16 protein-coding genes are annotated in these 14,184 nt (G+C 63.8%); 13 read left to right on the forward strand and 3 right to left on the reverse strand.

Translation table 11 applies throughout. The features are described 5' to 3' along the window. Window positions 1-40 precede the first annotated feature (40 nt). From AWB70_RS35920 to fliE, 3 genes are all read right to left on the reverse strand, one after another. Window positions 41-370 carry a flagellar protein FliT gene (locus tag AWB70_RS35920; RefSeq protein ID WP_014192614.1) on the reverse strand — a complete coding sequence of 110 codons (330 nt, stop codon included), beginning with the start codon at window positions 368-370 and terminating at the stop codon, window positions 41-43. Between the two features lie 29 nt (window positions 371-399). Then, window positions 400-819 (reverse strand): flagellar export chaperone FliS, encoded by a 420-nt coding sequence (gene fliS / locus AWB70_RS35925; protein WP_014192615.1) that lies wholly within the window; start codon window positions 817-819, stop codon window positions 400-402. A gap of 245 nt (window positions 820-1,064) precedes the next feature. Then, complete coding sequence (gene fliE, locus AWB70_RS35930; RefSeq protein WP_053567152.1) at window positions 1,065-1,433, reverse strand: flagellar hook-basal body complex protein FliE; 369 nt, start codon at window positions 1,431-1,433, stop codon at window positions 1,065-1,067. A 267-nt stretch (window positions 1,434-1,700) separates the two neighbouring features. Between fliE and fliF the strand changes: the two genes are divergently transcribed. The 13 genes from fliF to fliR all read left to right on the forward strand — a co-directional run bounded on the left by fliF (window position 1,701) and on the right by fliR (window position 13,845). Continuing rightward, window positions 1,701-3,479 carry a flagellar basal-body MS-ring/collar protein FliF gene (gene fliF / locus AWB70_RS35935; protein ID WP_053567153.1) on the forward strand — a complete coding sequence of 593 codons (1,779 nt, stop codon included), beginning with the start codon at window positions 1,701-1,703 and terminating at the stop codon, window positions 3,477-3,479. Continuing rightward, on the forward strand, window positions 3,469-4,464 hold the full coding sequence (gene fliG / locus AWB70_RS35940; protein ID WP_014192618.1) for a flagellar motor switch protein FliG: 996 nt from the start codon (window positions 3,469-3,471) through the stop codon (window positions 4,462-4,464). Before fliF ends, fliG begins: the two co-directional genes overlap by 11 nt. After that, window positions 4,457-5,131: a flagellar assembly protein FliH gene (gene fliH, locus AWB70_RS35945; RefSeq protein ID WP_053567154.1), complete on the forward strand. Its 675-nt coding sequence runs from the start codon at window positions 4,457-4,459 to the stop codon at window positions 5,129-5,131. The genes fliG and fliH overlap by 8 nt, the downstream gene beginning before the upstream one ends. Further along, window positions 5,125-6,648, forward strand: a complete 1,524-nt coding sequence (fliI, locus tag AWB70_RS35950) for a flagellar protein export ATPase FliI (RefSeq protein WP_053567155.1) — start codon at window positions 5,125-5,127, stop codon at window positions 6,646-6,648. The genes fliH and fliI overlap by 7 nt, the downstream gene beginning before the upstream one ends. A gap of 65 nt (window positions 6,649-6,713) precedes the next feature. Next, the gene (gene fliJ / locus AWB70_RS35955) at window positions 6,714-7,169 is read left to right on the forward strand and encodes a flagellar export protein FliJ (protein ID WP_045451435.1); all 456 of its coding nucleotides are present in this window, start codon (window positions 6,714-6,716) and stop codon (window positions 7,167-7,169) included. 27 nt (window positions 7,170-7,196) lie between these two features. Next, on the forward strand, window positions 7,197-8,555 hold the full coding sequence (locus AWB70_RS35960; RefSeq protein ID WP_053567156.1) for a flagellar hook-length control protein FliK: 1,359 nt from the start codon (window positions 7,197-7,199) through the stop codon (window positions 8,553-8,555). Between the two features lie 755 nt (window positions 8,556-9,310). Beyond that, window positions 9,311-9,799, forward strand: a complete 489-nt coding sequence (gene fliL, locus AWB70_RS35970) for a flagellar basal body-associated protein FliL (protein ID WP_014192623.1) — start codon at window positions 9,311-9,313, stop codon at window positions 9,797-9,799. A gap of 25 nt (window positions 9,800-9,824) precedes the next feature. Continuing rightward, window positions 9,825-10,823 carry a flagellar motor switch protein FliM gene (gene fliM / locus AWB70_RS35975; protein ID WP_014192624.1) on the forward strand — a complete coding sequence of 333 codons (999 nt, stop codon included), beginning with the start codon at window positions 9,825-9,827 and terminating at the stop codon, window positions 10,821-10,823. Beyond that, entirely contained in the window at window positions 10,816-11,259 is a 444-nt protein-coding gene (gene fliN / locus AWB70_RS35980; RefSeq protein ID WP_041730814.1) for a flagellar motor switch protein FliN, read from the forward strand. The genes fliM and fliN overlap by 8 nt, the downstream gene beginning before the upstream one ends. Next, complete coding sequence (gene fliO, locus AWB70_RS35985) at window positions 11,256-11,747, forward strand: flagellar biosynthetic protein FliO (protein WP_053567157.1); 492 nt, start codon at window positions 11,256-11,258, stop codon at window positions 11,745-11,747. Before fliN ends, fliO begins: the two co-directional genes overlap by 4 nt. A gap of 246 nt (window positions 11,748-11,993) precedes the next feature. After that, complete coding sequence (gene fliP, locus AWB70_RS35995; RefSeq protein WP_053567159.1) at window positions 11,994-12,764, forward strand: flagellar type III secretion system pore protein FliP; 771 nt, start codon at window positions 11,994-11,996, stop codon at window positions 12,762-12,764. Window positions 12,765-12,781: 17 nt separating this feature from the next. Further along, window positions 12,782-13,051 (forward strand): flagellar biosynthesis protein FliQ, encoded by a 270-nt coding sequence (gene fliQ / locus AWB70_RS36000; protein ID WP_014192628.1) that lies wholly within the window; start codon window positions 12,782-12,784, stop codon window positions 13,049-13,051. Then, on the forward strand, window positions 13,051-13,845 hold the full coding sequence (fliR, locus tag AWB70_RS36005) for a flagellar biosynthetic protein FliR (protein ID WP_053567160.1): 795 nt from the start codon (window positions 13,051-13,053) through the stop codon (window positions 13,843-13,845). Before fliQ ends, fliR begins: the two co-directional genes overlap by 1 nt. Window positions 13,846-14,184: the final 339 nt, after the last annotated feature.

The raw sequence follows: 14,184 nt of genomic DNA on the forward strand, positions 1-14,184 counted from the left end.
ATCCTCATTGGCGCTCCGGCCGTGGCCGGGCGCGAACGGCCTAACGCAGGCCGACCATTTTTTTCAGTACGCGCGCGGGACTGTTGACCGTGAAGAGCGCCGACAGGCGCGCGAGGCTCGGCGAGCTCAGATCGCGGATCGCGGCGTCGTCGGCGAGAATCTTCTTCACGAGGTCCAGCTTGCGCGCGCGGGCGTTCTCGTCGAGTTCCGAGCCGGAGTCCACTTCCCTCAACTGCTCGATCAAGTCGCGGTAAGTGCCTTGCAGCGTCTTCAGCTCGCTCCATTCGCCGCCGCGCGCGGCCGCCAGCATCTGGCCGGAAATCGCCGCGATGGCTTCGTAATGGGCGAAATATTCTTGTGTCGTCTTCATACTTTCGAGGCAGTCGACGCGCAATCCCGTCAAACGGGCGCCGCGGTCATTTGCGCCACTTCCGGTCCAATTCCCACCCAGGCTTCTTCGAGCGTCGCGAGCAGGTTGTCGACCTCGACCAGCATCGACTCGTCCTGCTTCAGGTTCGCTTCGAGCAGCCGGCGCGACATATACGTGTAGAGCGCGTCCAGACGTTCGGCGATTTCGCCGCCCGCATCCTTGTTGAGCGCCTGCTGCAAGCCGCTCTCGATGATGCTGATGGCCTTGCCGACCGCCATGCCGCGCGCGCTGACGTTTTTCTGCTGCAGATGCATGCGCGCCTGCGCGATCGCCTGGCGCGCGCCCTGATACAGCATCACGATCAGACGGTGCGGGCTCGCGCCCATCACCCCTGTCTGAACGCCCACGCGTGCGTAGGCGCTGGCTCCAGCGTGTCCTGGCGAATACATCTCTCGGTTCTCCTTGTGCGATGCCGCGGCGTCCGCGAGCTTCATGCCGACGCCGTGCCTCTCGTCCTGATGCGTGTGGGTCCGGTAAAGCCGGTGCACGCGAGCGCGCTGCCCGCCCATACGGGCGAGCCATCGTTCGCCGTGCCGTTATCGGGGTTATCGGAGAAACGCGGAAAAGCTTTAGGACGCAAGGCTCTAGACGCCATTGGGGCGTTAAAGGGCGGGATCGCGCGGGGAGCCTTGGATCAGACCGAGATCTGCATGATGTCGTTGTACGCCGAGACGAGCTTGTTGCGCACCTGAAGCCCGAACTGCAGGCCCACGTTCGCCTTCTGCATGTCCACCATCACGTCGTTAAGCGACACGTTCGGCGCGCCGATCTCGAATGCGTGGGCCTGGTTGAGCGCCTTGGTCTGGGTGTCGCTGATCTTGTCGATCGACGTCTTCAGCACATCGGCGAAGCTGCCGGCGCTCGCCGCGCCCGATGTCCCGCTTCTGTCCGCGATGGCGCCCGACGCGACGGTCGAGGCCGCGCCGGCGCCGCCGGCGGCTTGCGACGCCATCGACGAAATCGCCGAGAGAGCGGCGGAAAGCGGATTGATCGGAAAGTTCATGTTGACTCCGGATGACAGGGAAAAGCCGGCGCGCTCGTGGCGGGGACCTTATGCTCGGGCCGCGTTTGCGGAGGTTGTCCGAGTACGAAAAAGATTAGCAGCGGGCGGATTTTCAAAGCACCGGAAGAACGGGGAAAACCCCGCTCTATTCGCCGAATCGACTTGCAATCTTCTGCGGATAATCCCCATCGTGAAAAGTCCTCTACCGCCGCTTATTAAAAGTCGGGCGGCCGCAGGGGAAGCAAAGATTCGGAGCCTCGACGCTAAATGGATACGCCCAACAACTCACTGATCACGCCCGACGCCAGAATGGGCCTGGCGGGCGCGCAACCGGGCGCAGCCGCTACGGCCGCTGCGGGCCCGAGCCTCGCGGGAGGCGCCGACTTCGGCGGCTTCACGCAGCGCGTGCCGATGCTCAACCAGTTCCGCTCGAATCCGCGCGTGCCGCTCATCGTGGCGGTCGCGATTCTGGTGATGGTGGTCGCCGGCCTCGTCATGTGGTCGCGCCAGCCGGACTATCGCGTGCTGTTCTCGAATCTCTCCGACCGGGACGGCGGCGCAATCGTTGCCGCGCTCCAGCAGGGCAACATTCCGTATAAGTTGTCCGACGGCGGCGGCGCCATTCTCGTGCCGGGCGAGCAGGTTCACGAAACGCGTCTGCGCCTTGCGAGCCAGGGCCTGCCGAAAAGCGGTTCGGTCGGCTTCGAGCTGATGGACAACCAGAAGTTCGGCATCAGCCAGTTCGCCGAGCAGATCAACTATCAGCGCGCGCTCGAAGGCGAGCTGGAGCGCACGATCGGCTCGATTTCGTCGGTGAAGTCGGCGCGCGTGCATCTGGCGATTCCGAAGCCTTCCGTCTTCGTGCGCGACAAGGAACTGCCGACCGCCTCCGTGATGGTCAATCTGTATCCGGGCCGCGTGCTGGACGAAGGCCAGGTCGTCGCGATCGCGCACATGGTCGCCTCGGGCGTGGCGGACATGCCGGTGAAGAACGTCAATATCGTCGATCAGGACGGCAACCTGCTCACGAGCCAGAGCGCCGCGAACGGCCTCGACGCGTCGCAACTGAAGTACGTGCAGCAGATCGAGCACAACACGCAAAAGCGCATCGACGCGATCCTCTCGCCGCTCTTCGGCGCGGGCAACGCGCATTCGCAAGTGAGCGCGGACATCGACTTCTCGAAGCTGGAGCAGACCGCCGAGAGCTACGGCCCGAACGCCAGCCCGCAGAACACGGCGATCCGCAGCCAGCAGTCGAGCGAATCGAGCGAAACCGGCGGCAGCAGCATCGGCGGCGTGCCGGGCGCGCTGTCGAACCAGCCGCCGCAGCCGGCTTCCGCGCCGGTGGATGCCGCCGCGTCGGGCGCTGCCGCCACCGCGAAAACCGGGCCGCAGAACCAGCGCAAGGACACGACCACGAACTACGAAGTCGACCGCACCGTGCGTCACTACGAGCAGGCGACGGGCGGCATCAAGCGGCTCTCGGTGGCGGTGGTCGTCAATTACGAAAAGAAGGTCGATGCGAAGGGCAACGTGACGATGACGCCGCTCGCCGCCGACAAGCTCGCGCAGGTCCAGCAGCTCGTAAAGGACGCGATGGGCTTCGACGAGAAGCGCGGCGACTCGGTGAACGTCGTGAACAGCGCCTTCTCGGCCGATCTGAACGTGACGCCCGAAGCGCCGTGGTGGCGCACCCCGCAGATGATCGCGTGGGGCGTTCAGGCGGCGAAGTACGCGGGCATCGGCATCGTCGGGCTGTTCCTGTACTTCAGCATGGTGAAGCCGGCGATGAAGCGCGCCTTCCCGCCGCCGCCCGAAACCGCGCCGACGTTCGCCGCACCGGATGAACTTTCGCTGCTCGACGGCCCCGCCGCCGAGGGCGCGAAGAAGCTGGACGAAGACAAGGATGCCGAGGTGAGTCTGCTCGGTCATGAAAGCAAGAAAGCCAAATTCGATCGCAATCTCGACTACGCGCGCATGGTGGCGCGTCAGGACGCGAGAATCGTTGCGACGGTCGTAAAGAACTGGGTGTCCGATGAACGCTGAAGGCCTGAACAAAGCCGCTCTCCTCCTGATGTCCGTCGGTGAGGAAGAAGCCGCCGAAGTATTCAAGTATCTCGCGCCGCGCGAGGTGCAGAAGATCGGCGCGACGATGGCGGCGCTGAAGAACGTCACGCGCGAGCAGCTCGACAACGTGCTGACCGAATTCGTCAGCGAGGCGGAGCAGCACACCGCGCTCTCGCTCGATTCGAGCGAGTACATCCGCTCGGTGCTGACGAAGGCGCTCGGCGAAACCAAGGCCGGCGCGCTGATCGACCGTATCCTGCAAGGCAGCGACACGAGCGGTATCGAAGGCCTGAAGTGGATGGACTCGGGCGCGGTCGCGGAACTCATCAAGAACGAGCATCCGCAGATCATCGCGACGATTCTCGTGCACCTGGACCGCGATCAGGCGTCGGAAATCGTTTCGCTGCTGACCGACCGCCTGCGCAACGACGTGCTCCTGCGCATCGCGACGCTCGACGGCATTCAGCCCGCCGCGCTGCGCGAGCTCGACGACGTGCTGACCACGCTCCTCTCCGGCAGCGACAACCTGAAGCGCGCGCCGATGGGCGGCATCCGCACGGCGGCCGAGATTCTCAACTTCATGTCGAGCAATCACGAAGAAGGCGTCATCTCGAACGTGCGCGAATACGACGCGGAACTCGCGCAGAAGATCATCGACCAGATGTTCGTGTTCGAGAACCTGCTGGATCTGGAAGACCGCGCGATCCAGTTGCTGCTGAAGGAAGTGGAGTCGGAAACGCTGATCGTCTCGCTGAAGGGCGCGCAGCCCGCGCTGCGCCAGAAGTTCCTGTCGAACATGTCGCAGCGCGCGGCCGAACTGCTCGCGGAAGACCTCGATTCGCGCGGTCCGGTGCGCGTGTCGGAAGTCGAGCAGCAGCAGCGCAAGATTCTGCAGATCGTCCGCAATCTCGCGGAAAACGGTCAGATCCAGCTAGGCGGCAAGGCGGAGGACGCGTATGTCTGATGCGCGCACCCAGAAGGCGCCGCTCTCGGCTTATCAGCGCTGGGAGATGGCGTCGTTCGATCCGGTCGAAGTCAAGGCCGACGACGGCGCGGCGGAACAGGCCGCGCTCGAAGCGCACCTGCGCCGCGTCGAGGAAGACGCGTATCAGCAAGGGCTCGCGAAGGGGCATGTTGCGGGCCAGGCGCTCGGCTATCAGGCCGGCTACGAGCAAGGCCAGGCGAAGGGTTTCGACGACGGCCGCAAGGAAGCGCTGGCTCAGGCCGCGCGGATCGCCGAGATCGCCGACGCGTTCAAGACCGCGTTGCAGGCCGCCGACGCCGCCATCGCGGAATCGCTTGCGGAACTCGCCGTCGATATCGCGCAGCAGGTCGTGCGCCAGCATCTCGCGCTCGATCCGACCGCGCTCGTCGCGGTGGCGCGTGAAGTGATCGCCGCGGAACCGGCGCTCGCGGGCGATCCGACGCTCGTCGTCAATCCCGCCGACATGCCGATCGTCGATGCGTACTTGAAAGACGAACTCGAAGGCGCGGGCTGGACCGTGCGCCCGGACCCGGTCGTCGAGCGCGGCGGCTGCAAGGCGCACGCCGCGACCGGCGAGATCGACTCGACCAACGTGTCGCGCTGGGAGCGCGTCGTGGCCGCTTTGGGGAGAAACAAGCCGTGGTGAACCAACGGATCACGCAGGATGGCCTCTCCGCGCTCGAACAGGAACTCGCGCGCGCATCGTTCGGCCCGCTCGCCGCTGACGACGACTTCGACACCGAGCCCGACGCGCATGCTGCGCGCACCATCGCCGAACTGGCCGATATCGCCGGCAATCCGCATATCGACGCGTGGCGCGAGAAGCTCGATGCGCTGCGCTCGCGCAATGCGATCGCGAAGCCGCTGCGTCCGTGCGGGCGGCTGACGCGTGCGGCCGGTCTCGTGCTGGAAGCCGTCGGCCTCAAGATGGGCGTCGGCGCCGAATGCATGATCGAACTGCCGCCGGGCAGCGCGATTCCGACCGCCGAAGCCGAAGTCGTCGGCTTCGCGGGCGACAAGCTCTTTCTGATGCCGACCACGGAAACGGGCGGCTTGCTGCCCGGCGCGCGCGTCTATCCGCTCGAAAGCGCGCCGATCAACGATCCGATGGCGGGCGCGAAGCGTTTGCCCGTTGGCTGGGAAATGCTCGGCCGCGTGGTCGATGCGTCGGGCCGTCCGCTCGACGGCCTCGGCCCGCTCGGCGCGAAAGTCGATGCGCCGCTGTCCGCGCCGGTCATCAATCCGCTGAACCGCGAGCCGATTCACAAGGTGCTCGATGTCGGCGTGCGCGCGATCAATTCGCTGCTGACCGTGGGACGCGGTCAGCGCATGGGCTTGTTCGCGGGCTCGGGCGTCGGCAAGTCGGTGCTGCTCGGAACGATGGCGCGCTACACGAGCGCGGAAGTGATCGTGATCGGGCTGATTGGCGAACGCGGCCGCGAAGTGAAGGAGTTCATCGAGCAGATTCTGGGCGAGGACGGTCTCGCGCGCTCGGTGGTCGTCGCCGCGCCCGCGGATGTTTCGCCCGTGCTGCGGATGCAGGCCGCGGCCTACACGACCTCGCTCGCCGAATATTTCCGCGACCAGGGCAAGCACGTCTTGATGCTGATGGATTCGCTGACGCGTTACGCGATGGCGCAGCGCGAGATTGCGCTGGCGATCGGCGAGCCGCCCGCGACGAAGGGCTATCCGCCGTCGGTGTTCGCGAAGCTGCCCGCGCTCGTCGAGCGCACCGGCAACGGCCCGGAAGGCGGCGGTTCGATCACGGCGTTCTACACCGTGCTCACCGAAGGCGACGATCAGCAGGACCCGATCGCCGATTCGGCGCGCGCGATCCTCGACGGCCATATCGTGCTGAACCGGTCGCTGGCCGAGGCGGGGCACTATCCGGCCATCGACATCGAGCAATCGATCAGCCGTGCGATGACCGCGCTCATCGACGACAAACATCTGGAGCGCGTGCGTCTTTTCAAGCAGATGCTGTCGCGCTACCAGCGCAACAAGGATCTCATCAACGTGGGCGCGTATTCGAGCGGTCGCGATGCGCTGCTCGATCGCGCCATCGCGCTGTATCCGCGCATGGAGTCGTTCTTGCAGCAAGGGTTTCGCGAAGAGGCGCCGTTCGAGCCGAGCATCGCGATGTTGAATCAACTGTTCGAATAGTTTTCGACTAGTATCCAAAGCATTCGTCACAAGAAAGCATAAAGACCATACGGGACCGCCACGCCATGTCCAAGAATCTGCCGATCAACACGCTCATCGAACTCGCCGAAGAGGAACTCGACGCCGCCACGAAACGACTCGGCAAGCTCCAGCAGGAGCGAGACGAAATCGAGACGCAGCTCAATTCGCTCGTGACGTATCGCGACGAGTATCACGCACGGTTCACGGCATCGGCGCAGGAAGGCACCACGGCGCAGACGCTGCGCAATTTCCAGGCGTTCGTCGATACGCTCGATAACGCGATCGCGCAGCAGCGCACGGCGCTCATCATGGCGGACCAGCGCATCGAGTCGGCCAAGCCCGACTGGCGTCTCAAGAAACAGAAGCTCGGCAGCTACGAAGTGCTGGCCGCGCGCGGCGAGGCGATGCTCGCGAAGAAGGCCGCGCGCGTCGAGCAGCGCGAGTCCGACGAGCACGCCGCGAAGATTCTGCGTATGCGCGCCGAGCGGGCTTCGTCGTAATCCAAATTTTTTGCTTAGAGATTTTTCATGTCCTCCGTTTCTCTTCTGGGCGCGCTTTCCGGCGCGGCTTCGTCTTCTCAGGCCGCAAGCAAACGCGCGGCGAGCGCGGGCGCTTCGTTCGGCATGACGCTGCAAAACATCGCCGACAAGGCCCATGCCGACGCGCAGGCGGCGCAGGCGCTGGCGGATTCATCGTCCGACAAGTCGAGCGTGCATGACGCGCCGAAGCCGGATGACAGCGCATCGGCGAAGTCGTCGAGCGACGACACGCAGGCTGCGTCGAAGCCCGATCACGCTGACGCGCCGAAAGAGGCATCGAAGAATACGGACAAGACGGAGACGGCGGACGCATCGAAGCCCGCGCCGGCGCAACCGGCCCATTCGTCCGCCGATGCCGCCGCCGCAGCGCAAGCGAAAGCGCGCGCCGACGCCGCGAATGCCGACGACACCGACGCCACGCTCGCCGATCTGACCGATGCGGCTACGCTCGTGACGGCGAACGCCTCGACCTCGACCGATGACGCGAAGTCCACGGGCGAGACGCACAAGCCCGGCGATGCGAAATCCGCGCAGGATGCGTTGCAGGCGGCGCTTGCGGCGCTCAACAATGCGCAGGCGAATCCGGCGCCCGTGAATGGCGCGGCGTCGAGCGCACGCGAGGGCGCGAAGGGCGACGAGGAAGGCGGTCTCCTGGGCAAGGGCGGAAAGGGCGCGAGCCTGATCGGGCTTGTGGCCAACACGAAGATCGACGACAAAGCCGCTGACGCAGCCGCGCTCGCAAGCGCGCAGGCCGCGGCGACGACGCCGGCGGACGCCGCGACCGCCGCCTACAAGCAGGCCGCCGATGCGGCCGCGCATGCGGTGGCGATGCAATCGGTATCGGCGAATGCGGCGGTATCGAGTCCGCAGGGCGCGATGGCGTCGGCGACGAGCGCGGCGATCGCACCGCACGTGGGCGCATCGGGCTGGGACGATGCGTTCAGTCAGAAGGTCGTGTTTCTCTCGAAGGCGGATCAGCAGAGTGCTGAACTTACGCTGAATCCGAAGGATCTCGGGCCGTTGCAAGTGACGTTGCAGGTTTCGGAGAATCACGCGCACGCGTTGTTCGTGTCGCAGCATCAACAGGTGCGGGAGGCGGTCGAGGCCGCCATGCCGAAGCTGCGGGAGGCGATGGAGGCTAATGGCATCAGCCTTGGGAGTGCTTCTGTTTCGGATGGGTCGGCGTTTGCGCGGCAGCAGAATGGGGGCGAGGGGCGGGGTGGTTCTTCTTCCTCTGGACCTGGTGGGCGGGGGATTGGCGGTGTCGCGGGGGCGGTTGGTGCTGGTGGTGTGAGTGTGAGTGTGCCTGTGAGGCGTACTGTCGGGCTTGTCGATACGTTTGCTTGAGTTTTTTGATTCGCCGGATCCCGTTTTCATGTCGGTCTATTAGCACTGCCCCTCCCCGGGGCGGGGGTAACTTTCTTTGCTGCTGCAAAGAAAGTCACCAAAGAAAGCAGCTTTGTCACCGCCCGCGGTCACACGCACGTTGGCCACTCTTCTCCTCGGGGAACGGCCCTCGCCTAAAGAGTGCCCTCACAAGCCCAATCGGGCTTGGATCGCGCACGGTCCGTCACATCGCACCGCTTAACGAACTGGTACAGCCATTTCAAGTTCCAGCCCGCTTCGCGGCCGACGGGAAGAGCGGGTTTGCGTGCGCATTCGTGTTCGTTGGTTTCCCTCGCATACCCCACGGCAGCGCGAAGCGCTGTGCCGAAGCTATTTCGTGCTGAACCAGCGCGTTCGAAGTTATGGCTGGTCAGACCGTGCGCGATCCACGCCCGGTTAGGCCTGTGAGGGCACTCTTTAGGCGAGGGCCGTTCCCCGAGGAGAAAAATGGCCAACGTGCGTGTGACCGCGGGCGGTGACAAAGCTGCTTTCTTTGGTGACTTTCTTTGCAGCAGCAAAGAAAGTTACCCCCGCCCCGGGGAGGGGCAGTGCTAATAAACCGACACGAATACGGGATCCGGCAAAAAAAACCAAACCCAAAAACGCCAAGCCCGCGCAGGGCAAAAAGCTGGAATAACCCCAAATCCCCCCTCTGTTCGACCCATCGCTTTACACCCCGATAGCCAACAATTCACCCTATCGAAAGAGGCAAGCAAATGGCTACCACGACTGCAAACCAGCAACCCATCGCTCCCGCGAAGAGCGGCAAGCTCAAAAAGATCCTGATCATCGCCGTCGGGGCGATCGTGCTTCTCGGCGCGGGAGCCGGAGGCGCCTACTTCTTCCTCGGCAAGAATCACGGCCCGGCCAAGCCCGCTCCGGAACCGCCGCCCGTGTTTTTCCCGCTCGAATCGCTCACCGTGAATCTGCAATCCGACGACGGCGCCATGCACTATCTCCGCGCCGGTCTCACGCTCAAGCTGAAGGACGAAAAGGTCCAGTTGCTCGTCACCGAGCACATGCCCGAAGTCCGCAGCCGCGTGCTGCTCCTGCTCTCCGGCAAACGCCCCGACGATCTCGCATCGGTCGACGGCAAAAGGCAGCTCGCAGGCGAACTGCGCGCCGCAGTCGAGACGGCGGCGAGCACCACGGAAAAACCGGTGCGCATCGAAGAAGTGCTGTTCACCGAATTCGTCGTTCAGTAACGGCCGCATCAACGAGTAAAGAGCCATGGGCCACGAAGAGTTCATGTCGCAGGAGGAGGTCGATGCCCTGCTCAAGGGCGTCACCGGCGAAATCGATCAGGAAGCTGACGAGAAAAAGCCCGCCGGCGTACGTCCGTACAACATCGCGACGCAGGAACGCATCGTCCGCGGCCGGATGCCCGGCCTCGAAATCATTAACGACCGCTTCGCGCGCCTCATGCGCGTGGGCATCTTCAACTTCATGCGGCGTTCGGCGGAAATTTCCGTCGGCCCGGTGAAGGTGCAGAAATACAGCGAGTTCACCCGCAATCTGCCGATCCCGACGAACCTGAACCTCGTCCACGTGAAGCCCCTGCGCGGCACGTCGCTGTTCGTGTTCGATCCGAACCTCGTGTTCTTCGTGGTCGATAACCTGTTCGGCGGCGACGGGCGCTTTCACACGCGCGTCGAAGGCCGCGAGTTCACGCAGACCGAGCAGCGCATCATCAGCAAGCTGCTGAATCTCGTGTTCGAGCACTACGCGACGTCGTGGCGCAGCGTGAAGCCGCTGCAGTTCGAATACATGCGCTCGGAGATGCACACGCAGTTCGCGAACGTGGCGACGCCGAACGAGATCGTCATCGTGACGCAGTTCACGATCGAGTTCGGCTCGACGGGCGGCACGCTGCACATCTGCATGCCGTACTCGATGATCGAGCCGATTCGCGACGTGCTCTCCTCGCCGATTCAGGGCGAAGCGCTCGAAGTGGACCGCCGCTGGGTGCGCGTGCTGTCGCAGCAGGTGCAGACGGCGGAAGTCGAACTGTCGGTGGATCTCGCCGAGATCCGCTCGTCGTTCGAGCAGATTTTGAACATGCGCGCTGGCGACGTGCTGCCGATCGACATACCGGAGCAGGTCGTCGCGAAAGTGGATGGCGTGCCGGTCATGGAATGCGGCTACGGAATTTTCAATGGTCAATACGCGCTGCGCGTACAGAAGATGATCAGCGCGACCGACACGATGAAGGAAGGTGGATATGAGTGACCTGATGCAGGAAGGCACGCTGCCGGGCTCGCCCGGCGCGGACGAAAAGAGCGACGAGCTCATGATGGACGACTGGGCGAGCGCGCTCGCCGAGCAGAACGGCAACGACGTGCCTGTCGCGGCGAGCGCCGGCGTGTTCCAGCCGCTGTCGAAGGCCGCGCCGCCGTCGACGCGCAACGACATCGACATGATTCTCGACATCCCCGTGCAGATGACGGTGGAACTCGGGCGCACGAAGATCGCGATCCGCAACCTGCTGCAACTGGCGCAAGGCTCGGTCGTGGAACTCGACGGCCTCGCCGGCGAACCGATGGACGTGCTCGTGAACGGCTGTCTCATCGCGCAGGGCGAAGTGGTCGTCGTCAACGACAAGTTCGGCATTCGCCTGACCGACATCATCACGCCGTCGGAACGTATCCGGAAATTGAATCGATGAAACGCTTCGCCGCCGCGCTGCTCTTCTGCGCGCCTCTTCTCGCTCACGCCGCGGACATGAACGCGGTGAATCACGCCGCGCAGATCGCATCGGGTGTCGGCGCGGGCACCGCGGTGCCGTCGCTCGGCTTCGGCGCGGTGCTGCAAACGCTCGTCGGGCTCGTCGTCGTGATCGGCTTCGTGTTCGGCTGCGCGTGGCTCGCGCGCAAGTTCGGCTTGCAGGGCGGCAAGCGCTCGGGGCTCGTGAAGGTTGTCGGCGGCGCATCGCTCGGCAACAAGGAGCGCGTCGCGGTGGTCGAAGTGGGCGATACGTGGCTCGTGCTCGGCGCGGGTCCGGGCAACGTGCGCCTCTTGCACACGATGCCCGCGGGATCGGCGGAAGTGGAAGGCGTCGGCATTCCGGCAACGCCGTCCGGCAGCTTTGGCGCGAGATTTCGCGACGCCCTCGCCGGCGAAGCGAACAAGCGGCTCCAGAAGTTCGTCAAATAAGGCGGATTGGCCGTCATATCGGGCGCGGTTCGAAAGGACCGCGCCCGATTTGCGTTTACAGCCGCTGTTTACCAATAGAACGAGTTGGCGCGGGTTTCCCCCTCTTTTCGCGCCATCGTCCGATATCGCGATCGCCGAGAATTCATCCTATCGAAAGAGGCAGGATTTCATGGCTATCACGTTCGTCGTCATTCAAGGTCAGCGCATTCTCGATGCCCTCGCAAGCATCGTCGGCGGGAGCAAGTAATGCAGGTCAGTCGTCATATCGTGCGCGTGGCGAAGCTCGCGCTTCCGGTTCTCATCGGCTCGATGCCGTATCTCGCCTTCGCGCAGAGCACGGCAGGCTTGCCGGCTTTCAACACCAGTCCCGGCCCCAACGGCGGCACGACGTACTCGCTCAGCGTGCAGACGATGCTGCTGCTGACGATGCTCTCGTTCCTCCCCGCGATGGTGCTGATGATGACGAGCTTCACGCGCATCATCATCGTGCTGTCGCTGCTGCGTCAGGCGCTCGGCACGTCGAGCACGCCGCCGAATCAGGTGCTCGTGGGACTCGCGCTGTTTCTGTCGTTCTTCGTGATGTCGCCCGTGCTCGACCGCGCCTACAACGACGCGTACAAGCCCTTCTCCGAAGGCCAGATCGCGATGGACCAGGCGGTGACGCGCGGCGTCGCGCCGTTCAAGCAGTTCATGCTGAAGCAGACGCGCGAATCCGATCTCGCGCTCTTCGCGCGCATTTCGAAGGCCGCGCCGATGAACGGTCCCGAGGACGTGCCGCTCTCGCTGCTCGTGCCGTCGTTCATCACGAGCGAGCTGAAGACGGGTTTTCAGATCGGCTTCACGATCTTCATTCCGTTTCTCATCATCGACATGGTGGTGGCGAGCGTGCTGATGTCGATGGGCATGATGATGGTGTCGCCCACGACCATCGCGCTGCCGTTCAAGCTGATGCTGTTCGTGCTCGTCGATGGCTGGCAGTTGCTGATCGGCTCGCTTGCGCAGAGCTTCGTTTCCTGATTTCGTGAGAGTGTGAAATGACGCCAGAATCCGTCATGACGATGGCGCATCAGGCGATGTACGTCGCCTTGTTGCTTGCCGCGCCGCTGTTGCTGGTCGCGCTTGTCGTCGGTCTGGTCGTGAGCCTGTTTCAGGCCGCGACGCAGATCAACGAATCGACCTTGTCTTTCATCCCGAAGCTGATTGCGGTGGCGGTGACGCTCGTCATCGCGGGTCCGTGGATGCTGTCGACGCTGCTCGACTACATGCGCTCGGTCTTCACCATCGCGCCGGGCGTGAGCGGCTGATGTTCTCCGTCACGTACGCGCAACTGAACGGCTGGCTCACGGCGTTTCTGTGGCCGTTCGTGCGTATCCTCGCGCTGATCGCGACCGCGCCCGTGCTGAGCCACATGGCGATTCCGATGCGCGTGAAGATTGCGCTCGCCGCGTTCATCTCGCTGATCGTTGCGCCTACTTTGGGCGCGATGCCGCAGGCGACGGTGTTTTCGGCGGCGGGCGTGTGGATCATCGTCAATCAGTTCTTGATCGGCGCGGCCATCGGCATGGTGATGCAGATTGCGTTCGCGGCGGTCGATGCGGCGGGCGAGTTCATCGGGCAGCAAATGGGCCTGGGGTTCGCCATGCTTTACGATCCGCGCGCCGGTGGGAATGCGGTGGTGGTTTCGCGGTATTTGAATACGCTTGCGATGCTCGCGTTTCTCGTCTTCGATGGGCATTTGCAGCTCATGAGTGCGCTCGTCGCGACGTTTCAGAGTGTGCCGATCGAGGCGAATGTCGTGGCGGCGGCGTCGCATGCGCAGGGGTGGCGGGTTTTGGTTGGCTATGGCGGCAGTGTGTTTTCTACGGGGTTGCTGCTGGCTTTGCCGATTGTGGCGGCGTTGTTGATCGCGAATCTCGCGCTCGGGATTCTTAATCGCGCTGCGCCGCAAATCGGGATTTTTCAGGTCGGGTTTCCTGTGACGATGCTCGTCGGGTTGCTGTTGCTGCAACTCATGGTGCCGAATTTGATGCCGTTTTTTCAGCGTATCTTCGAGGTGGGGATTGGGGAGGTGGGGCGGGTTGCGGCTGGGATGTATTGAGGGTTTTTTTTGTGTCGCCGGATCCCGGTTTCGTGTCGGTTTATTAGCACTGCCCCTCCCCGGGGCGGGGGTAACTTTCTTTGCTGCTGCAAAGAAAGTCACCAAAGAAAGCAGCTTTGTCACCGCCCGCAGTCACACGCACGTTGGCCATTCTTCTCCTCGGGGAACGGCCCTCGCCTAAGAGTGCCCTCGAAGGAACAATCGGGCTTGGATCGCGCACGATCCGTCACATCGCGCCACTTAATTCATTGGTACAGCCATTTCAAGCTCCAGCCCGCTTCGCGGCCGATGGGTTAATCGGGTATGCGAGTGCACTCGTGTTCGCTGGTTTCCCTCGCA

The sequence above is a fragment of the Caballeronia cordobensis genome (assembly GCF_001544575.2).
GTDB lineage: Bacteria > Pseudomonadota > Gammaproteobacteria > Burkholderiales > Burkholderiaceae > Caballeronia > Caballeronia cordobensis.